Origin of the sequence: Mesorhizobium sp. M4B.F.Ca.ET.214.01.1.1, from assembly GCF_004791545.1 — a bacterium.
Taxonomy (GTDB): Bacteria; Pseudomonadota; Alphaproteobacteria; order Rhizobiales; family Rhizobiaceae; genus Mesorhizobium; species Mesorhizobium abyssinicae.
Genome location: NZ_SRUX01000004.1, coordinates 37644 through 58127 on the forward strand (window position 1 = coordinate 37644; position 20484 = coordinate 58127).

At 63.4% G+C, this 20484-nt stretch carries 17 protein-coding genes; 3 read left to right on the forward strand and 14 right to left on the reverse strand.

Features of this window, described 5'->3' with window-relative positions; genetic code table 11:
• The first annotated feature begins 90 nt into the window (after positions 1 to 90).
• Both EN857_RS09530 and EN857_RS09535 read left to right on the forward strand, forming a co-directional pair.
• On the forward strand, positions 91 to 1005 hold the full coding sequence (locus EN857_RS09530; RefSeq protein WP_127308735.1) for a sugar ABC transporter substrate-binding protein: 915 nt from the start codon (positions 91 to 93) through the stop codon (positions 1003 to 1005).
• Between the two features lie 72 nt (positions 1006 to 1077).
• Positions 1078 to 2091 carry a zinc-binding alcohol dehydrogenase family protein gene (locus EN857_RS09535; RefSeq protein WP_127308736.1) on the forward strand — a complete coding sequence of 338 codons (1014 nt, stop codon included), beginning with the start codon at positions 1078 to 1080 and terminating at the stop codon, positions 2089 to 2091.
• Positions 2092 to 2162: 71 nt separating this feature from the next.
• Here EN857_RS09535 and EN857_RS09540 read toward each other — a convergent pair whose 3' ends face one another.
• The 10 genes from EN857_RS09540 to EN857_RS09585 all read right to left on the reverse strand — a co-directional run bounded on the left by EN857_RS09540 (position 2163) and on the right by EN857_RS09585 (position 12612).
• Positions 2163 to 3146 (reverse strand): beta-ketoacyl-ACP synthase III, encoded by a 984-nt coding sequence (locus EN857_RS09540; protein WP_127308737.1) that lies wholly within the window; start codon positions 3144 to 3146, stop codon positions 2163 to 2165.
• Positions 3143 to 4408 carry an adenosylmethionine--8-amino-7-oxononanoate transaminase gene (locus EN857_RS09545; protein ID WP_127308748.1) on the reverse strand — a complete coding sequence of 422 codons (1266 nt, stop codon included), beginning with the start codon at positions 4406 to 4408 and terminating at the stop codon, positions 3143 to 3145. The genes EN857_RS09540 and EN857_RS09545 overlap by 4 nt, the downstream gene beginning before the upstream one ends.
• On the reverse strand, positions 4408 to 5043 hold the full coding sequence (bioD, locus tag EN857_RS09550; protein ID WP_127308738.1) for a dethiobiotin synthase: 636 nt from the start codon (positions 5041 to 5043) through the stop codon (positions 4408 to 4410). Before bioD ends, EN857_RS09545 begins: the two co-directional genes overlap by 1 nt.
• Positions 5040 to 6179: an 8-amino-7-oxononanoate synthase gene (locus EN857_RS09555; RefSeq protein ID WP_127308739.1), complete on the reverse strand. Its 1140-nt coding sequence runs from the start codon at positions 6177 to 6179 to the stop codon at positions 5040 to 5042. The genes bioD and EN857_RS09555 overlap by 4 nt, the downstream gene beginning before the upstream one ends.
• A complete protein-coding gene (gene bioB, locus EN857_RS09560) occupies positions 6176 to 7177 on the reverse strand; it encodes a biotin synthase BioB (RefSeq protein WP_127308740.1) in 1002 nt (333 codons plus the stop codon). Before bioB ends, EN857_RS09555 begins: the two co-directional genes overlap by 4 nt.
• A 61-nt stretch (positions 7178 to 7238) precedes the next feature.
• Positions 7239 to 8093: a carboxylating nicotinate-nucleotide diphosphorylase gene (gene nadC / locus EN857_RS09565; protein ID WP_127392942.1), complete on the reverse strand. Its 855-nt coding sequence runs from the start codon at positions 8091 to 8093 to the stop codon at positions 7239 to 7241.
• Positions 8093 to 9622 (reverse strand): L-aspartate oxidase, encoded by a 1530-nt coding sequence (locus EN857_RS09570; RefSeq protein WP_127312017.1) that lies wholly within the window; start codon positions 9620 to 9622, stop codon positions 8093 to 8095. The genes nadC and EN857_RS09570 overlap by 1 nt, the downstream gene beginning before the upstream one ends.
• Positions 9619 to 10593, reverse strand: a complete 975-nt coding sequence (gene nadA / locus EN857_RS09575) for a quinolinate synthase NadA (protein WP_127312018.1) — start codon at positions 10591 to 10593, stop codon at positions 9619 to 9621. The genes EN857_RS09570 and nadA overlap by 4 nt, the downstream gene beginning before the upstream one ends.
• Positions 10594 to 10660: 67 nt before the next feature.
• Positions 10661 to 11626 carry a hypothetical protein gene (locus EN857_RS09580; RefSeq protein WP_127310793.1) on the reverse strand — a complete coding sequence of 322 codons (966 nt, stop codon included), beginning with the start codon at positions 11624 to 11626 and terminating at the stop codon, positions 10661 to 10663.
• Positions 11627 to 11742: 116 nt separating this feature from the next.
• Positions 11743 to 12612, reverse strand: a complete 870-nt coding sequence (locus EN857_RS09585) for a LysR family transcriptional regulator (RefSeq protein ID WP_127310792.1) — start codon at positions 12610 to 12612, stop codon at positions 11743 to 11745.
• Between the two features lie 233 nt (positions 12613 to 12845).
• On the opposite strand from EN857_RS09585, the gene EN857_RS09590 reads away from it, so the two are divergent.
• Positions 12846 to 13001, forward strand: coding sequence for a DUF1127 domain-containing protein (locus EN857_RS09590; protein WP_127283540.1), 156 nt, complete (start codon positions 12846 to 12848; stop codon positions 12999 to 13001).
• A 146-nt stretch (positions 13002 to 13147) separates the two neighbouring features.
• Here EN857_RS09590 and EN857_RS09595 read toward each other — a convergent pair whose 3' ends face one another.
• The 4 genes from EN857_RS09595 to EN857_RS09610 all read right to left on the reverse strand — a co-directional run bounded on the left by EN857_RS09595 (position 13148) and on the right by EN857_RS09610 (position 20424).
• Positions 13148 to 14593 (reverse strand): adenylate/guanylate cyclase domain-containing protein, encoded by a 1446-nt coding sequence (locus tag EN857_RS09595; RefSeq protein WP_127310790.1) that lies wholly within the window; start codon positions 14591 to 14593, stop codon positions 13148 to 13150.
• 112 nt (positions 14594 to 14705) lie between these two features.
• The gene (locus tag EN857_RS09600) at positions 14706 to 17786 is read right to left on the reverse strand and encodes an adenylate/guanylate cyclase domain-containing protein (protein ID WP_127310789.1); all 3081 of its coding nucleotides are present in this window, start codon (positions 17784 to 17786) and stop codon (positions 14706 to 14708) included.
• Between the two features lie 97 nt (positions 17787 to 17883).
• Positions 17884 to 19752 carry a hypothetical protein gene (locus EN857_RS09605; protein WP_127392098.1) on the reverse strand — a complete coding sequence of 623 codons (1869 nt, stop codon included), beginning with the start codon at positions 19750 to 19752 and terminating at the stop codon, positions 17884 to 17886.
• Positions 19753 to 19800: 48 nt separating this feature from the next.
• A complete protein-coding gene (locus EN857_RS09610) occupies positions 19801 to 20424 on the reverse strand; it encodes a nuclear transport factor 2 family protein (protein ID WP_187331229.1) in 624 nt (207 codons plus the stop codon).
• Between the last annotated feature and the right edge of the window lie 60 nt (positions 20425 to 20484).

The following is a 20484-nucleotide window of genomic DNA, read 5'->3' on the forward strand; positions in this document are numbered from 1 at the left end:
GTCCGAGATTTGGGGACTGTTGCGGTCCGCAAATGCCTGAAGCGACTTCCGCCGGAAGACGCCTCAATCCAAGGGAGGAATGGAATGCCAATGAACCGAAAACTGTTCGCTGGGCTGGCGATCGCCGTTGCGTGCGCGATGCCGGCTTCGGCCGCCGACAAGATCAAGGTCGGCCTGATTACGAAATTCCCGGTGCCGTTCTACTCGACCATGGAGGACGCGGCCAAGAAATACGCCGCCGCTCATCCTGAAGTCGAGTTGGTCACCGGCCAGGGCCAGGCGGCAACCGACATCGAGGGCCAGATTGCCCTGATCGAATCCATGATCACGCAAGGGGTCAAGGGGCTGGCGATCACTCCGGTCGATCCGACCGTCGCGCCGACGCTCGACAAGGCGGTCGCTGCCGGCATCAAGGTGGTTCTCGTCGACAACGGCATCCCGGACTGGAAGGGCCAGACCGCGTTGGTTTCGACCAACAACCTGAACGGCGGCAAGATTGCCGGTGAGTACCTGAAGACCGTGCTCAAGAGCGGCGACAAGATCGGCATCCTGCAAGGCGTTCCCGGAGTGCCGGCGCTGGACGACCGGGTCACCGGCATGATGGAGGGCCTCGGCGACGTCAAGGTCGAGGTGGTCGGCAAGGGCGCAACCAACTGCACGCTCGAACTTGGCACGTCGGTGACCGAAGACATCCTGACCGCCAATCCCGATCTCAAGGCGATCTACGCGGCATGCGGACCGCCAATCCCGGGAGCCGTCAAGTCGATCAGCAATGCGGGGATCGGCAACGACAAGATCATCCTGGTCGGCTTCGACGCCTGCTGTGGTGAGATCGAAGCGATCAAGTCCGGCGCGGAAGATGCCAGCGTGGCGCAATTTCCGGCAAAAATGGGCGAGCTTGGCATCGATACCGTCGTCAAGGCGATCCGCGGGGAACCCGTCGAAGCCAATGTGGATACCGGTGCAGGACTGGTGACGCTGCAGAACGTCAAAGACTTCGAATAGGCTCCACACCTTGGCCCGGCGGCGATCTCAGCCGCCGGGTTCTTTTTGAAACATTTCAGGAAGATAATTCGCATGAAAGCGCTCGTATGCCGCAAGCCCGGCGAATTGGTCTTCGAGGATCGCCCGGCGCCCGGCCCGCCGGGCGCCGGATGGGCGCTGGTCAGCATCAGCCATGTCGGCATCTGTGGCACCGACTACCACATCTATGAGGGCAAGCATCCCTACCTGGTCTATCCACGTGTCATGGGACATGAACTCTCTGGCACCGTGACCGCGGTAGGCGAAGGCGTCGCCATCGAAGTCGGCGAACGGGTCGTCGTAAATCCCTATCTGGCCTGCGGCAAATGCATTGCATGCCGTCACGGCAAGCCGAATTGCTGCGTATCGATCGAAGTGTTGGGCGTTCATCGCGACGGCGGCATGTGCGAAGAATTGCTGGTGCCTGCCGACAACCTCTACCCGGTTGCAGGACTGCCTCTCGTTGACGCGGCAGCTGTCGAGTTCCTGGCGATCGGCGCTCACGCGGTGAGACGCTCCAGGCTTGCTGCCGGCGCAAAGACGCTGGTCATCGGCGCCGGGCCTATCGGACTGGGTACGGCATTGTTTGCGCGTATTGCCGGCCAAGCGGTGACGCTCATGGACACCAGCCGGGAACGGCTCGACTTCGCCGAAAGCCAACTCGGGTTTCCCGTCATCGACAGTGCATCGGGCTCACCTGTCGAGCAGGTGAGAGAGCGAACCGATGGCGACTTTTTCGACCTCGTCTTCGATGCGACCGGCAGCAAGGTCTCGATACAAGCCGCGTTCGGCTACGTGGCCCATGGCGGCGCCCTGATAATGGTAAGCGTCATCAAGGACGAGATCACCTTCTCGGATCCCGAATTCCACAAACGCGAGATGATGTTGATCGGCAGCCGCAATGCGCTTCGCGTCGACTTCGACCACGTCATGGCGGCAATGCGCGATGGCGCCATTCCTGCGGCCAAGCTGATAACGCACGACACGACCCTTCAGAACAGCCTGCACGATATCGCTCGTTGGACACATCAGAAGTCGGGGCTCATAAAGGCCGTCATCGCCTTCTAGAAAGAACGATGCTGGCGCCTCCGCAGACCCTGGAGTCCGATCCGCCAAGGCCAAGCACATGCGGTCGCCGGCTAGATCCTGACGACGAGAGCGCCGCCGCTGAGGCCGGCACCCGCCGCAGCCAGAAGGATTTTCTCGCCCGACCGAAACGGCTCCGCATGATGGGCCAACGACAGCGACAGCGGGATCGTTGCTGCGGAAGAGTTGCCGTATTCGACGATCGTCTTGACGATCGCTTGATCGGTGATGCCAAGGTTCCGCCCCACCGCGTCGAAAATGCGGGCGTTGGCCTGATGCGGCACGAACCGATCGATGTCCTGCGGCCGCATGCTGGCAGCAGCGAGCGCGTCCCGCGAGCAGGCTGTCATCATATCGACCGCCTTGGCGAACACCTCGCGGCCGTCGATGATGGTCATCCGGGTCTCAGCGAGGTCGAGATCGGCCTGGAAGGGCTTGTTGCTTCCGCCCGCGGGAATCTGGATCAGCCCGTAGCGCGAGCCGTCGGAATCAACCGATGCGCCGAGAATGCCTCGATCCGGATCCTCGCAGGGACCGATCACCACGGCGCCTGCGGCGTCGGCAAACAGCACGGCGCTGGTGCGCTCGGCCGAATTGATGCGGCGGCTGAGGATGTTGGCGGCGATGACAAGGCTCGCTTTGCCGTGCAGGCGTGTAAATCCGTCCGCGAACATCAGCGCATAGATGAAGCCGGCGCAGGCGCCGGTCAGGTCGATCGCGCCGGCGCGGCCGAGCCCCAGTCGATGCGCGACCAGCGGCGCGCTGGGCGGCAGGAGGTGATCGGGCGTCGAGGTGGCAAGCAGCAGCAGGCCGATGTCGCCGCGCTCGATGCCGGCGTTCGCCAGCGCCATGTCGCCGGCGCGCGTGGCAAGGCCCGACAGCGTGTCTTCTTCCGTTGCCCAGAAGCGCGACCGAATGCCGGTGCGCCGCTCGATCCAGCCGGGCTCGAGCCCGAGACGGTTTTCGATCTCCGGGTTCTCGACCCTGCGCGCCGGCGCATGATGGCCGAAGCCGAGAAAGCGCGACGACCTGTTCATGGCTTTGCGCCAAAGCGTTCGCCGGCCTCCTCGATGGCGTCATAGAGGCCGTCGAGCTCGTCGCCGGTGATGCAATAGGGCGGCAGGAGATAGAGGACATTGCCGAGCGGACGCACCAAAAGTCCGCGTTCGAGGAAGAACGCGCGCAGCTGGGGCCCGATCTCGGCCAGATAGCCGGCGGAGCCGGTGCGCAGATCGAGGGCCGCGATTGTCCCCGTTGCGCGGCTGTCGCTAAAAAACGGATTGTCGCGAAAACGTCGAAGCCCGGCAGCCTGTTTTGCGCTCAGGTCCGCGACCCGCTCGGCCACCGGTTCGTCGCGCCAGATCTCGACATTGGCGAGCGCCGCCGCGCACGCGATCGGATTGGCGGTGTAGGAACTCGAGTGGAAGAATGTCTTCCGCCGGTCCTGCGAATAGTGGGCCTGGAAGATTGCATCGGTCGCAAGCGTCGCCGCCAGCGGGATAACGCCGCCCGTCAGGCCCTTTGAAGTGCACAGAATGTCCGGTGAGATCGATGCCTGCTCACAGGCGAACATGGTCCCGGTGCGGCCCCACCCGGTCATCACCTCGTCGGCGATCAGCAATGTGCCGGAGGCTTCGGCGATCTTCTTCAGCTCGGCCACAACCCATGCCGGATACATCAGCATGCCGCCGGCGCCGAGCACCAGAGGTTCGACGATCAGAGCGGCCGCGCGCCGGTCGCGGGAGACTGCCTCGAACCGATCGAGCGTCTCCTGCTCGCGACCGGCGGCCGGGAAGGGGATGGTGTCCACCTCGAACAGCAAGGGCTCGTAGGCGGCGTTGAACACGCCGCGGGCGCCGACGCTCATCGTGCCAATCGTGTCGCCATGATAGCTGTGCTCCATGACGACGATGCGAGAGCGCGGCGCGTCGATGTTGCGGAAGTAGCCGAGCGCCATCTTCAGCGCGACCTCGACGGCGGTCGAGCCGCTGTCGGAATAGAACACCCGATCGAGGCCGGCCGGAGCGAGGCCGACAAGCGCCTTGGCCAGGCGTTCGGCCGGCTCGTGAGTGAAGCCGGCGAAGATGATCTGGTCGAGGCTCGCCGCGGTCGTCTCGATGGCCTTGACGATGCGGGGATGGCGGTGGCCGTGGGTGACGACCCACCAGGAGGAAATGGCATCCAGGATGCGCGTGCCGTCGGCCTTGCAGAGGTAGGCCCCTTCCGTCCGGACGATTTCGGGGATAGCCGGCTCGAGCGCGTGCTGGGTGAAGGGATGCCAGACTTGAGACTGCGACATCATTCGCCCCCCGCGATCGCTGAGAGGTCGAAGCCGGCAACCATCGCTTCCCTCAGCGTCCCGCTCGTCAGCGGATCGAGCAGCGGCAGCCTGCCAAGCTGGCGCACGCCGCTGAATTCCACGATTGTTCTCTGCGTGTCGGCCACCTCATCGCCGATGAAGGCAATGCCGATGAGCGGGATGGAACGGGCCCTGAGCGCCTCGATCGAAAGCAGGGTGTGGTTGATCGTGCCGAGCTTGGTACGGGCGCACAGGATGACCGGCACTCGCCACTGCGCGAAGATGTCGATGAATTTGGTACGCCGGTTGAGCGGCACCATCAATCCCCCCGCGCCTTCGATGACGAGCGGACCCGGCAAGTCTGGAAGCGACAGCTCTGCGGCGTCTATCGCGACGCCGTCGAGTTCGGCTGAACGATGCGGCGACAGTGGCTCCTTCAGGCGATACACTTCGGGCAGCACGCGCCCCGGCGGCAGGCCGGCGAGCCGTTCAACGACCTCGCTGTCGGTCTCCTCATCAAGCCCCGATTGCACCGGCTTCCAGTAGAAGCCGTCGAGCAGGCCGGCCAATGCCGCCGAAAACACCGTTTTGCCGATCCCGGTATCTGTTCCGGTGATGACGATGCGCTTGGTCATGCCGCGGCCAACACCTCGACGAGCGCCTCGACCATGGCCGAAATGTCGGCCTCGTCGACATTGAGCGTCAGCGAAATGCGCAACCGCGATGTGCCCTCGGGGACGGTCGGCGGACGAATGCCGCGAATGTCGAAACCGCGCGCCTGCAGCGCCGCCGCCAACGCCATGGTGCGCCCGTTGTCGCCGATGACGAAGGGCTGGATCTGCGAGCCGCTGGGGGCCACGCCGCAGCGCTCGGCCAATTGGCGGCCCGCGAAGGCAACGCGCTCCTGCAACTGGGCACGGCGTTGGGGCTCGTCGGACAGCATGGCAATCGCCTCGCGCGCTGCCACGGCCATCAGCGGCGATGGCGCGGTGGAATAGATGAAGGGCCGGCAGCGGTTGACGAGATAGTCACACAGCAGTCCCGGCCCGGTGACGAGCGCACCGGCCGCGCCGAGCGCCTTGCCGCATGTGTGGAGCGCGACGATGTTGTCGCGGCCCTCGAAAGCGGCGGCAAGGCCGCGGCCGTCTGGCCCCCAGACGCCGGTGGCATGCGCCTCGTCGACGACGATGAAGGCCTCGTGGCGGTCGGCCAGCACGACCAGACCGTCCATCGGCGCGCGGTCGCCGTCCATGCTGTAGAGGCTTTCGACCACGATCCAGACGCGCCCGGTGCCGCCTTCGGCGCGCCAGCGCGTGATTGCATCCTCGAAGGCATCGACGTCGTTGTGCACGGCGAGCTTGAACTCGGCACGGCCGGCGCGGGCCCCCTCATGCATGCTGGCATGAGCCAATTCGTCGAGGACCAAAAGGTCACCCTTCTGCGGCAGGGCGGTCAGCAGGGCGAAGTTGGCGATGTAGCCGGTGCCGAAGAACAGCGCGCGGTCGGCTCTGAAGAACGCTGCCGCGTCCGCCTCCAGTGCCTCGTGTTCCGGCGCGTTGCCGCGCAGCAGCCGAGATCCGGTCGCGCCGACCGGCGTGCCCTGCGCGATCGCCGCCGCCACCGCGTCGCCGAGTCTTTTGGAGGCGGCGAGCCCGAGATAGTCGTTGGACGAGAAATCGAGCCCGGCGCGCGGCGAAAGCGTCCGCAGACGGTCCTTGCGCGCCAGTCCGCGCAAGGTCGCGTCATAGCGGGCAAGCGGCGCTTCGTTCATTGCGCCTCGAGGTCCATCGGCTCGATGCCGAGACGGCGGAACAGAAGGCTATCCTTGTCCTCGCCAGGATTGTCCGCCGTCAGCAGCGTGTCGCCGACGAAGATCGAATTGGCGCCGGCAAAGAAGCACAGCGCCTGCATCTCGTCGGTCATGGCGGTGCGCCCGGCGGAAAGTCGGACATGCGATTTCGGCATCATGATGCGCGCCAGCGCGATCACGCGCACGAACTCGATCGGCTCGATCGGCCTGGCATCGGCAAGCGGGGTGCCGGCGATCGGGATGAGCATGTTGATCGGAACGCTTTCCGGATGTTCCGGCAGGTTGGCCAGCGTCACCAGCATGTCGATCCGGTCCACCGGCTCTTCGCCCATGCCGACAATGCCGCCGCAGCAGACCTTGATGCCGCTGTCGCGGACATTGGCCAGCGTATCCAGCCGGTCGGCAAATGTCCGGGTCGAGATGATCTCTGAGTAGTAGCGCTCGGAGGTGTCGATGTTGTGGTTGTAGTAGTCGAGGCCAGCCTCCTTCAGCCGCTGCGCCTGGCCGAGGTCGAGCATGCCGAGCGTCATGCAGGTCTCCATGCCCAGCGCCTTGACGCCTTCGACCATCGCCACGACCGCATCCATGTCGCGCCCCTTGGGATTTCGCCAGGCGGCGCCCATGCAATAGCGGGTGGCGCCGGCGTCGCGCGCCTTGGTCGCCTCGGCGATGACGCGCCTGACCTCCATCAGCTTCGACGCCTTCAGCCCGCTTTCATGGTGCGCCGACTGGCTGCAATAGCCGCAATCCTCCGGACAGCCGCCCGTCTTGATGCTGAGAAGCCGGCTGAGCTGGACCTTGTTGGGATCGAAGTTCTGGCGGTGAACGGTCTGCGCCTGAAACAAGAGGTCGTTGAAAGGCGCATCGTGGAGAGCCTGGGCTTCTTCCAGGCTCCATACCTGGCGGTCGCCGAGGGATTGAACTTCAGGCGCGGTCTTTTCCGAAATCGCTGCGTGCATTTCGATCCTGTTCCTTGCGTTGTGGCGAGCCGGCTAGACTTTAGATGGCCTGGTCCGACGATCAAAGCTCACGATAATCGAGGCCGATATCGAGGATCGGGGCGCTGTGAGTCAACCAGCCGATGGAAATCAGGTCGATACCGGTTGCGGCAACGGCTGGCGCAATCGCGGCGGTGATCCTGCCAGACGCCTCGGTGACCGCCCGGCCATCAACCATGGCCACCGCCTTGCGCAAGTCATCGACTGACATGTTGTCCAACAGGACTGCGTCGGGGGCAAGCGCCAAGGCTTCTTCCAACTGGGCCAGCATATCGACCTCGACTTCGACCTTGACGAGATGGCCGACGCTCATTCGCGCCCGCTCCATCGCCGGGCGAATTCCGCCGGCGATGGCGATGTGGTTGTCCTTGATCAGGATGGCGTCGTCGAGGCCGAAGCGGTGATTGGCGCCGCCGCCGGCGCGCACGGCGTATTTTTCGATTGCCCGCAAGCCCGGTGTCGTCTTGCGGGTGCAGACGATCTTCGCCTTGTGCCCGCGGATCGCACTGACGATCGCTGCGGTCGCCGTGGCTATGCCGCTGAGATGGCACAGGAAATTGAGCGCCGTGCGTTCCGCCGTGAGAATGGCACGGGCCGGGCCGCTCACCGACGCGATGGTCTCCCCCTGCGCTACGTCGCTGCCGTCCGCGCGCTCCACCGTCATCTCGACATTCGGATCGATCAGCTTGAAGGCGAGCATCGCCAGATCGAGGCCGGCGATGATGCCTTGCTGGCGAGCCGCAAGCACGGTCGTCGTATGGCGATCTCGTGGTACGATGGCGTCCGTGGTCACGTCGCCGGCTCTGCCGAGGTCTTCGAGAAGAGCCGCCCGCACCATCGGCTCGAGCATGATTGCGGGAAGTGGCGAGAGGGTCATCAGGTTACGGTTTCCAGCGCTGGCGAGTGTGCAAGTTCCCGCGCTGCCGCAAGTGCTGCTTCGAGCGTAATTTCGGAGCGCCGGCCATCAGTCGCGTGATGGGGAAAGTCTGTCCGATAGTGAGCGCCGCGGCTTTCCCGGCGCAGCAACGCGGCAATCGCGATCATCAACCCGACGGCCGCCGGGTCCGCGCCCTCGTGCTCGGCGAGCGGCAACAAGGACCGTGCGGCTGCTTTCAAGCCTTCACCGTCCCGCACGACGCCGAGCGCACGCGACAAGAGGGGACGCACCGCCTCGGGATCGGACGGCGGGCAGTCGCTTGCATTCGCTTGCCTTGTCCGGAGGGCAGCGGTTCCCGCGATGCTTTCGGCGACCCAGCGCGCGCAGACCACCGCCTCGGTCAGGGAATTGCTGGCAAGCCTGTTCGCGCCGTGCAACCCCGTCGCGGCGACTTCGCCGCAGGCCCAAAGCCCCAAAACGGACGTGCGGCCGGAGCCATCCACGGCGATACCACCCATGTGATAGTGCTGGGCAGGGCGTATGGGAATGAGATCGCGCGTCGGATCGATGCCGGCCTTGCCGCAGGCCGACGCGATCGTCGGGAACTGCCGCGCGAATGCCGGGCCGGGTCTTTCCCGCACATCGAGAAAGACGCGGTGGCCGTTCGCAAGATGGTTCCAGACGGCACGCGCCAGCACGTCGCGCGGCGCAAGTTCCGCCCCTTGCACGCCTTGAAGAAGACGCCGGCCGCTTCCATCGACGATGGTTGCGCCTTCGCCGCGAACAGCCTCGCTGATCAGCGTCATGGGGCGGCCGGACCCGTCAAGTGCGGTCGGGTGGAACTGGACGAACTCAAGGTCGGCAAGGGTAGCGCCGGCACGCGCTGCGAGCGCCAGGCCTTGTCCGCAACTGCCCAATGGATTGGTGCTGTCGAGGAACAGGCCACCGATGCCGCCCGTGGCGAGGACGACCCGTCCCGTGGCGAAGAACACCGGACCAGTCGAGCAGGTCGCCAGCACGCCGGCGATGCTGCCGTCCTCCACGGCCAGCCGGCGCGCTTCGAACCCCTCAACGACCTCTATCGTCGGCGTCGAGCGGACGGCCGCGACCAAGGCACGCATGACCTCTCGTCCGCTGCCGTCACCACCGGCATGGACGATTCGCCGCCGGCTGTGCGCTGCCTCCAGTCCGAGGCGGAATGTTCCGTCTGGTGCCCGGTCGAAGCGGACCCCGAAGCCCGCAAGCCGATCGATGGCGCCGGGCGCGGCATTGAGGATACGGCTGGCCATCTCCCTGTCGCAGAGCCCATCGCCGGCGGCGAGGGTGTCGGCCAGATGCAGTGCCGGATCGTCGTCGTCGCCGAGGCTGGCGGCCAGCCCACCTTGCGCCCAGGCGCTCGATGCGTCAGCCCCCAGCGGTGCCCTGGACAGAAGAAGCACCGGCTGCGGCGCCAGATGCAGCGCGGTCATCAGTCCGGCAATGCCGCCGCCGATGATGACGGGGCGGCCGTCGAGATTTTGCACGCTCATACGGCCAGCATCCGCTCGACGGCCAGGCGCGCGCGGCCGGCGATGCCGGGCTCGATGCTCACGACATGGCGGTTCTCTTCGAGTGCCGTGCGAATGTTGGCCAGCGTTATCCGCTTCATGTGCGGGCAGAGATTGCAGGGCCGGATGAATTCGACCTCGGGATGCTGAAGCGCGACATTGTCGCTCATCGAGCATTCCGTCATCAGCACGACGCGGGGCGGCTTTTGCCTTTCGACATAGCCTGACATGGCGGCGGTCGAGCCGGAAAAATCGGCCTCGGCCACCACGTCGGGCGGGCATTCGGGATGCGCCAGCACCGTCACGCCGGGATGGCTTTCGCGCAACTCGCGAATATCGGCGGGCGTGAAGCGCTCATGCACCTCGCAATGTCCTTTCCAGGCGATGATCTCAACGTCGGTCTGCGCGGCGATGTTCTGGGCCAGATATTCGTCCGGCAGCATGATCACCCGAGGGACGCCAAGCGACTCGACGACCGCCTTCGCATTGCCTGACGTGCAGCAGATGTCGGACTCGGCTTTCACCTCGGCCGACGTGTTGACATAGGTGACGACCGGCACGCCCGGATAGCGTTGCCTGAGCAGGCGGATATCTTCGGCGGTAATGGAGTCCGCCAGCGAACAGCCGGCGCGCAGGTCGGGAATGAGCACGGTCTTCTCAGGGTTGAGCAGCTTCGCCGTCTCGGCCATGAAATGCACGCCGGCCAGCACAATCACGTCCGCTTCGGCCGATATCGCCTTGCGGGCAAGCGCCAGACTGTCGCCGACGATATCGGCGACGCAATGGAAGATCTCCGGCGTCTGATAGTTGTGCGCAAGGATGACAGCGTTTCGTTGCCGCTTCAGGTCGAGAATGGCGTCGATGTCGCCGGCGAAGGCGGGCCATTCGATCGGCGGGATAGCCCGCCGCACGCGGTCGTACAGCGCGGCGGTGCGCGTGGAGGCGTTGAACATGCCTTACCCTCATTATGCTCGCGTTGAGTATAACTAGGGTATATGCTTAACTTGAGCATAAGGAATGTCAAGCGCGTGAAAGTGGCAATTTTGTCCCTGCGACAGTTCGTTCCGCCAGAACCGTCTGGCGGAAGCGGAAGCGCTTGGCCGGTCTCCCGCCGGTGTCCGACATCGTCTCCCCGGTCTCCTCGACCAGATCCTGCTGTTCGATGAGGCGCCGGAAATTCTGTTTGTGCACGAGCCGCCCAGCGAGCGCTTCGACGGTGCGCTGCAGTTGCAAGAGCGTGAAAGCCGGCGGCATCAGCTCGAACACGACGGGGCGGTATTTGATCTTGGTTCGAAGCCTGGCGATCCCGGTCGCCAGAATGCGGCGGTGGTCGGCAGTCATTGGTCGGCCCGGAATGGCCGGCGGAATGCCATTGTCCCGGCCGCGTGTAGCCTCCGGCACCAGCGCGGCCTCATAGAGCAGTTCGTAGCGCTGCAGAGCAAGCTCCTCGTTCCAGCCGCGATCATCCAGGCCGAAGGCATATGCCACGCGTTGCCGGCGATCGCGGCGCACGCCGAGATCCTCGGCAACGTCGGCCCAGGCCAAAAGCCGGGGCATGAGGATATCGGCCAGAATGGGCGGCGCGCCCACGCGGTGATCCTCCCACGGAAAATACTCATACCAGCCCCGCCAACCATGCGTTGGCGACCTTTCGGCCTGCTCTTCCCGTGTCAGGCCGAGATAGCTGATCGATATCTGCACGCGCGCATCGCCTGTCCTGTCGCGATCGGCAAACGTGTAGAGCTGCTCGATATAGCCTAGCAGGTGACCGGTCTGCCGCTCCACCCATGCCCGCAAGCCCGATTGCAAGGAGCGATGGTCGAGCTCGAAAGGGCCGGACGGCAAAGCTTGCGCCTGCTCGATGGTCAGGACGCGCGGCTCGCCATTCGTCACGGCAATGACGACAGCGATCAGGTCCGCACTGACGGGATGGCTCTGATCGTTCCTCTGAGCCTGCCTTGTCGCCTGGGTTGTATCGTATTGCATGGACTTCGATGGATTCCAGAAATCAGGTGGATGGCAGGCAAGCGAAGGTGAACTGCCGCCTGCCACCCGTCAACGTTTTGCACGGAAGAACGGTCTCGAGATCGGCCTCTGGAGGCTCATTGCATCGGCGTCTCGCCGCGAAACAGCGGCTGGTGCGCTTGCATCAACGCGGCAATCCGGTCGGCGACTTTTCGCACTGGCGGCGAGTGGCGTTCTTCGTGATGGGTGACGATCCATTGGTCGGTTTCCAGTTCGGGGATGGGCCGGGCGACGCGCACCAGTCGTGGATCGCTGTCGCCGACGAAGCACGGAAAGATCGAAAGGCCGGCGCCGGCGGCCACCAGTTCTCGCACCGAATGGGTGTTGTTGCCGCGCACCGCAATGCGGTCGCCGTGATGGGCTTGCAGCCAGCGCGCCGAGGCAACGTTTGCCCCTTCGCCGGTGACGCCGACGAACAAGCCGGCGGCGATGCCGTTGATCAGGTGGCGTCCGGAGTAAAGCGCGTGGGCGACCTTGCCGCTCTGACGGCCAGCCAGCCACTGCTCGGTCGGGCGCTCGCTGCGGATGCCGACGTCGGCGGCACGACGTCCGATGTCGACCCGGTCGGTGGTGGTGACGAACTCCATCCTTATGCCGTCATCGACCGTCCAGACCTCGCCGATATGGGCGGAAATGAAAGCCGAGGTCCATGGCCCGGCCGAGACGCGGACAATGCGGTCGGGCAGGCTTCCTTCGCGCCAGCGGGTCAGCGACTGCATTGCCGCCTCGACGTCCTCGGCGCGCCGCAGCAATTCTTCGCCGACCGGGGTCAGCCGGTAGCCGGTCTGCTGACGCACGAACAGCGGCTCGCCGATCTGCTTTTCAAGCGCGGTGACGCGTCGTCCAAGGGTAGCTGCGCTGAGGCGCGTGGTCGCCGTCGCCGCGCTCAGGCCACCCAGTCGCGCAACGTCGAGAAACAGCCTCAGATCGTCCCAGCCAATATCCATTTTGCAGAAATGAAAAATGCCTTGCGACCTTGGCTGTAGCGCGAAGCGGGCATCATCGCAAGTATGCAGCCATTGGCGGCCTTGGACAATCGTGCCTGGCGGGACAGCGGCAGGCGCCCAGGCTGGTCAGAAAGCCAGTGCAGTCCCTTCGGTCATGCACCCGCTTGCACAGGCTCTTTGCGTTTTCGAGAAACCCGGCGTGCGGGGCATTCCGCGCGCCAAAGGAGACAATCATGTTGTATGAACTTCGAGACCGTTTCACCCGCTGGCTTGTCTATCGTCAGACGCTTGCGAGCTTGCGGCGGGTTCCGGACAGAACCCTGGCGGATGCCGGCATTTCTCGCGAACACATCCGTGAGCATGCCCGTCGCGCCAGCCAGCATCATTGAGATCACCGAAGTGGCGGCGCCAGGATCCCGCCTTCATCGGCAGATCGTGCATCTCGACGAGATTGGGAAAGCGCTGGCATCACCACATGATGTTTCCAGCCTGCGGCTGAACCGGTCGGCCGGCTGGAGTCGGCACGCAAGCGTATCTATCCCCGCATGATGCGATAGACGGTTGCATCACCCTCCACGCCCCGAAGGGGCGCGTCAAAACCAAACACGCGATGGCCGGCAAGCATTTCGCTGACCCCGGGCGCGGAATGGAGCGCCTCGGAAATGCAGATCTGGCCGGCTTCCGCCAGCGATTGCACGCGCGCGGCGACATTCACCGTCTGGCCGAAATAGTCGAGGTTGTCGTTGAGTGTCACGGCGATCGACGGTCCACAGTGGGCACCGATCTTGAGGATGATCCCTGGCCCGTCATGCTCGCCGTTGAAGCGATCGATGTCTTCAAAGATGTGCAGTGCAGCCGAAATCGCATCCGAAGGCTGCGAGAAGACTGCCATCACCGCATCCCCGATCGTCTTGACCACCGCTCCGGCATGTTGCTGCACCGCCGCGTTGACCAGGGCGAAATGCTCGCGGACCAAAGCGTAGGCGTTGAGGTCACCAAGCCGTTCATACATGGCGGTCGAACCCTTGAGGTCCGTGAACAGGAAGGTGATCTGCCGGATGCCGAGCCCCTCCTTCTCGTCGACACGTTCGGATCGGAAGAGCTGGCGGAAGGTCTGCCGCGCAAGCAGCGCTCCACCGGAAACATAGGGGTCGAAATCGAGCGCCGGCTTGGTCGTCAGCGCGACAAGCTCGGGCGGCCAGTTGATGGCAAGCAACGAACCTCGCACCGGCCCTCTGTTCGCGACCTCGATGACAATCGGACCGGGTGGCACGGCGGGCAACGCCGGCAAGAAGCGTTTGCCGTCGTAGTCGATCTTCAGCAGTGTCGGCGCAGATACCTGGTCGCCTGATATCGGCACCGCGAATGCGGCCTGCGTCTGCACGTTGACGCCCGCAAGCGCGCCCGGTCCCAGGTCGGCGCGGAGCACTGTGGTGGTGCCGGGCGGCAGAAACGTCATGCCCCGAACGAAGCCGCGCAGTAGGTCCAGAAAGCGAACGTCTTGCCCCGGTAGCCGCCCGTCATGTCCGAAGTGGAGTTTCCAGTGAAAATCCTCGACAGAAAGCGTCTCGGGATCGTGGTACGGCAGGCGCCGCAGCTTCGGCGATATCGAGAAGGTGACCTCGATGAAGTCGTCGAGGTCGGTGTCGCCGGATACGTCGCACAGGCCACAGACGTAGTGGGTCTTCAGCGTGCGCAGGGCGCCGAAACTATCGAGCACCATACCGGACTGTGGACAGAGCACATCCCAGCTCATGTCGAACAAGCCGCAGCGGGCGGCATGAAGGAAGAGGTCGATTGCTTCAGGCTCCGCGACCGCGCGGTCGCGAGCAAAGGTCAACGGATTGACGCGATGGAGTGAGTGGTCGTCGGCGCTCCTGATCAGCGTCTCGAATTTCGAGATGACGCGTGGGCTCCAGGCTCGCGACTGCTCCACCTTGGTCATCTTGCTTTCGAGAAGACGATCGTTAAGTACCGTCACGCCGGATCCTCAATCTTGATGGGCTGCGGAGGCTGCTGGAAACTTTCCAGCGAAATCAACAGCGGAGCTATCCAGCGCCCGCCGGCCGATCGTAGCTGGCACAAGGCGTCGATCACGCCACGTCTGCTGCGATGAACCAATCGTTGATCTCCCGCAATTCCGCACGGGCCTCTTCGAACCTGCCCTGTGACCGCAATAGCTTCGCCAGACTGGTGGTCGCCTGCAGCTCCCAACTCCTGGCGTTCTGCCGCCGCGCAAAGGCAATCGCCTCGCGGAAAGAAGCCTCTGCCGCCCTGTCTCCCGCTCCGTTTGCAAGTTCGATCTCACCGCGAATGCGAAGCAAGGCGGCTGTAAAGTAATGCTCGCCGATCTTTTCGGCCTCGTGCAGACCTTTCTCAACGGTCTCTGCCGCTATATCGAATTGCCCGGAGTTCATGAAAGCCTTGGCGAGTAAACCTAAATAACACGACTTGTCGACCTCCTGATCTTCAAGGTCATTTTCGGTCAATGCCATCATGTGGCTTCCCGCCAGATTGTCATCGAGGTCCGATGCAGCCAGGCCGCCAAAAAAGCGCGCCACCCTTGCCCAGAGATTGAAGCCATTTTCCTGCGCCAGCGGCAGGAGTTCGTCGGCCAGTCGAGCGATCAAACTGCTTTCTTCGCGGAAGGCGAACAACACGCAGCCGTTTCCCAGGCAAGCGGCCAAGCGATAGGCGGGCTGCTGCCGAACGGTCGTCTCGGCCTCGAGGTAGAGTTTGAGCGCCTGACGGCGATACCCCAGAATGTGCAAGGTCCAGGAAAGGTAGATCATGGCCATGCTCGGAAAGTCGCTGCCGACCTTGTCCGCGCTTTCCTTGTGGCTGAGAGCGCGCTCGAGATATTGCCGGGCCGCCACCAACTCGCCCTGACTGAACAGGGTCATCCCCTTGAACTGCAAACCTATGACGAGCGCATTCAGGTAGCCGCCCTCCTCGCCAACCCGGATCAACTCATCGCTGGCTGCAAGGGCCTTGCCAAACTGGCCCGAGTTGAAATGGGTTCCGAAAAGCCCGTCGAGCGCCCTGATCGTCGCTTCCGGTTCGCCGAGCTTCCCGCTCAGTGCTATGGCCCGCTGATATGCGGCACTGCCTTCGCCGGTCACGTAGCCTTGCGCGGCGTAGAGCACGTCGCCCAGCTCCAGTTCGAAGCGAAGCAGCTTGCGGCTGCGATCGTCGGAATCGGGCAAGAGTTTCGCGGCTTCAAGCCCCTTCCTGAAGATACGCACCGCGTCAGCTTTTGCCCAAGTCTTGGCTGCCTTCACCCCTGCCAGCAGCCAGTAATCAGCGGCGCGATCGAACAGACCTGCGTCGGCGAAATGCTCGGCGAGCACTTCGGGACGGGCAAAAGCCGCGTTGCGGTCGCGCAGTTCGATACATTCGGCAATCAACCGATGAATCTGCTGCGCACGTTCGTGCAGCATCGTGCCTCTGGCGGCCTGCTGCAGGAGCACGTGGCTGAACGAAAAGCCCGCGCCGGCTGTCCCTCGCTCGGCGACGACCAGCCCCGTGCGCATCAGGTCGCCAACTGCGTTGCGCAGCTCCGCTTCGGGCCAATCGCAAATCTCGCGCAGTATGTCGAAGTCAAATTTTCGGCCGATCGCCGCTGCGATCTGCGCAACTTCCTTTGCTGGCCCCAGCCTGTCGAGGCGGGCAAGCAGCAAGAACTGCAGGGAGTTTGGAATGTTGTTCGTGAGTGACAAACGCTTGGGCTGCGCTGCGTCCAGCCGCAACCCTGTTTCGACCACGCTCCGGGTAAGCTCTTCGATATAGAGCGGGACGCCTTCACTGCGATCGAGCACCACTGAAACATCAGCGGCGACCGCATTCGGACTGATGTCATGGACAATAGCTTCGGCATCCTCGCGTCCGAGCGCTTCAAGCCTGATGTGATGCACATCCGGCCTGTTGAACCATGGAAGGCTTGCGGTGTTCCTGCTCGATACGAGCAGCAGCGCGGGGGTCGCAGCCAGGCTGGCGACGATTTTGTCGAGAAGCTCGCGCGAGGTCGCATCGGCCCATTGTTCATCTTCGAACAAGATCAGGATCGGGGTGGTGCGCGCCAGATAACCGACCAGATCCATCAACGCCTGTTCGGCGATGTTGCGCTGCCGTTCGGCGCTAATTCCCTCGAGCCTGTCCGGCCTGGCCGTTGGTATCCCGAGCAGGCTTGAGAAGATCGCCAGCGCGACGTCGCTGGACACCGAACCCATCGACAATCCGTTGCTGAGCTTTCGGAGCTTTTCCTCCGTTGGGTCACCGTCCTCGATCGTTGCGATCCTCTGCAATTCGGCGAGGAACGGATAAAGGGTGCTGTTCTCGAAGGTCGGAGAACATTGCATGGTCAGCTGCGGAAAGCTGCGCAGGCGCTGCTGGATCTCGTTGAGCAACCGGGATTTGCCGATACCCGACTCTCCCGAGACCCACACCGCACTGCCGCGCCTGTCGCGCACGACGGTCTCCCAGCGCTCCATCAGCAGTCGCAGTTCGGCATTGCGGCCGCACAGCCTGGTCATATGCGCGCGCTTTGCAAAACGGGTCGGCACCATGCGCTGCCGCTGCACCTGCCAAACCTGGACCGGTTCGGCGAATCCCTTCAGCTCATGTTTGCCGAACCTGGTGAAATCGATTGCGCCGCTCGCCGCCTCGAAGGTCGCCGCGTCGACAAGGACCATATTCGGCTTGGCCAGTACCTGCAGCCGCGCCGCCAGATGCGCGACGTGGCCGAAGGCGACGGTGGATACGCCGCTCGGCGCGCCGACGAACTCCCCCACCACCACCTGGCCGCTCGCGATGCCCACCCGCACTTGCAACGGATATCCCTGATTTGCCGAGATGGTGGCCACCGCATCGACGATCTCGAGCGCCGCCAGCACCGCGACCTCGCTGTCGTCCTCGCCAGCTATCGGATAACCGAAATAGGCCTGTATGGCGTCGCCGATGTAGCTGGCCGTCACACCCTTGTGGCGCCGCACGACGCTGCTGCAGGTCTGCAGAAAGGTCTCAATCAGGCGTTGGAAATCCTCGGGATCCAGGCGGTCGGCATATTCGGTCGACCCCACCATGTCGCAAAACAGGATGGTGAGATAACGCCGCTCCGCAACAGACTTCGCCGGGCCGGGCAAAATCGGGCTAGCCAATGGAACCGGCGTGGTCACGCTCCGGGACCCTCCTTGGTGCGGCGACCATGTAGCACCCGGTCATGTTATCGCAAATCGCGGCGCTCACCAGCCGCTTTCGATCGCGTCAGATGGATCATCGATGCTCGTCACACCGAACGTCGGCATAGACCAAATGGTCTGCCTCGCTGAATGCCGCTTGGCTTTGGTCGAAGCAGAACCGTTTGGGCACCAGCCGGATCAAGGTGCGTCGGTTGCATTCGCCAGGCAGATCGATCTGGAAGGTGCGCGGCGACATCGACGGCGTCGGGTCGCTCCATTTCGTGTGGCCGGCAAACGAAACGTCCTGGACCAGCAAGCTGGAGCCGGCTGAACTGACGGGACCGGAGATGGCCACGGCGTCGGTTCCTTTTGCCTGCTCGATGCTCGGATATTCGCCGCTTTGCGGTGGATCCCCGTTTGCCGGAATCGCGGCGGCGCCGACTGCCACATTGATCCTGACATCGTCGCGCTCAGGAACGCCACCGTAGCTGTTGCGAAAGGTCCAGCTTACGCGAAGGACAGGCGTCTTCACCGCCGCTCCGGGCAGGGGAGGCAAAACCTGAATCCTGGCATCGGCGAGCGAAGAGCCTTCATCCTCCGCCTCCGCCTCCGGCGCCGGGCAGCCGGTGTAGAGCGGGCGGTAGCCGCACTCGGAGCCGCCGGCTCCCCACAGACAGTCGCTCAGCTTGCGCCAGTCTTCCGAGCTCAGTCGCGGCGCGCTGGAGGACAGGTCATTGCCCGACCCCGGCAACATCCAGGGATGGATGCCACCGCTGCCGGCCGCCCAGTTCGTGCGGTGTGCTTCTATCTCGGCGTAGACGACCTGTTCCTCGTGCAGCTCGAGCAACTGGACCCAGGTCGGCAACGTGACTGTCGGCTCGTGCCCCGCCGCGTCGGCGGCAAAACGGCGGCCCGTGACTTGTGTGGTAAGCGTGTGGCAGCTTGTGCAGTTGCCCGTCGGATCTTCGACCGTCCTGGCTTGGCTGAGTTCATTGCGGTAGGTGCCGGTGTAGCCGGAGCCGACCACGCGGAACGGCGCGTCCGGCAACCGCGGCCGGTGCGGTAGAAAATCGCCCAGGCTGAAGGCGGTCGATCTGGCATCGCCGGCCGAACGAAAACCGACCCTGCTCTGCGCAATGTGCGGATCGATCACATAGGGGCTTTTGTTGTCATGGCATGCATGGCACGAGATCTGGAACGTCGGATCATAGATTTTCTCCGCCGTGTCCCTTCCCGCTTCATCGGAATAGCTGCGCCCGCCCGGCGGAACGAGGGGCTTTGACCAATCGAACTGGCTCTGGTCCTTGCGGCCGTCGAAGAAGACAATTTCTCCGGATTTCCGGTTGAACCCGATGGTGCCGAAGACAGAAAACCTCGGATCCGACCGCGTCCAGTAGGGATCGGTGCTGACCTCCTGGCTGATATTCGATTTCCTGCAGAGGAACAGCCATTCCACGTTGCCGCGCACGACTCTGACGACACGTGAGTTCAGCCCACAGTAGGTCGTGCTGCCGGTCAGCGAAGGCTTGTCGCATTTGGGCAAAGTCGCCGTCCATTTCACCACCTCTCCGTTCTCGTTCCTGTGCTCGAACTCCAGCGGAGTGCCCGGTTTTGTTGGATTGGGCTTGAGGTCGACGACATTGCCGTCGACTTCCAGTGGGATGACCTTCATCTGTGGGCTGTCGCAATCGCCGTCGGGAATAGGACCGAAGATCGCTCGCGCTTCATCGCCAGACCTGGTTATGACGTCGGTGCTCTTTGAGGCCGGCGCCCAAAAGATGTCGGGATTCCATCGCGTAACGGCGTTGGCGAACGACTTCGAATCCAGGTCGTCCTGATCGGAGCCGTGCCTCTCACCGGCTTGCGGCGTCGATACGAAAGCTGCATGTCGAAGCCCGATCGTCCCGGATATTAGGACAAACACAATGCCGAGGACCGCAGCGATCAGCGCAACGGCACGCATTTCAGCCCACTGGAGCGTGCCAGTGAACCCATGGCCGATCTCTGGGCGTCATCGCTTCTTCGCTGCGATAGAGCCAGCAACATAGTCGGCGTGGACTGTAAGCGATTGAAATCGCCACCTGCCGTCGTCCCCCTTTACAAAAGAGGCCCGGGCATCCGCCGAATAGTCAAGAACCGGTGCCGGAGAGTGGGAGTCCTGCAGAGTCACCAGGACTATCGATTTGGTGTTCACCGTCTTATCGTCAACCACGTCGAACAAGGTATTGGTCACGAGGTGCCGAGTCTGGAGGCTATCGGTCTCCATCTTCTTAAGTATTATTGTCATCTGTCCGAGGAGATCGGTTGCCGACTCCGGACCCATGCCGAGTGTCAACTTGAGGATACTGTTGCCTGAACTGCAAATCTTATAGTAAGACGATCTCGGTTCCGCAAAGAGACCAGTGAACGCGGGTGCATTTCTTTCGTCGATCGTCCAGGCATAGCGGGACAAGAGATCTTGAATTGCTTGACGATCCTCGGCCGGAGGATTCTCGACATCCCAACCGGCAGTAGCATCTGTTCCGCAGGAATCAGCTGAAGCAGTGCCGCTTAAAGCAAAAAAGAACCCACAAACCAGGGCAAGATTTCTCAAACTCGCGCAGTTAGTGATTATGCCTTTCCAACGCTCGCTCATGATGGCCCCCTCTATGGAGCTTGATGGGAAAGTACCCATTCATCTTATACCACCCCGAAA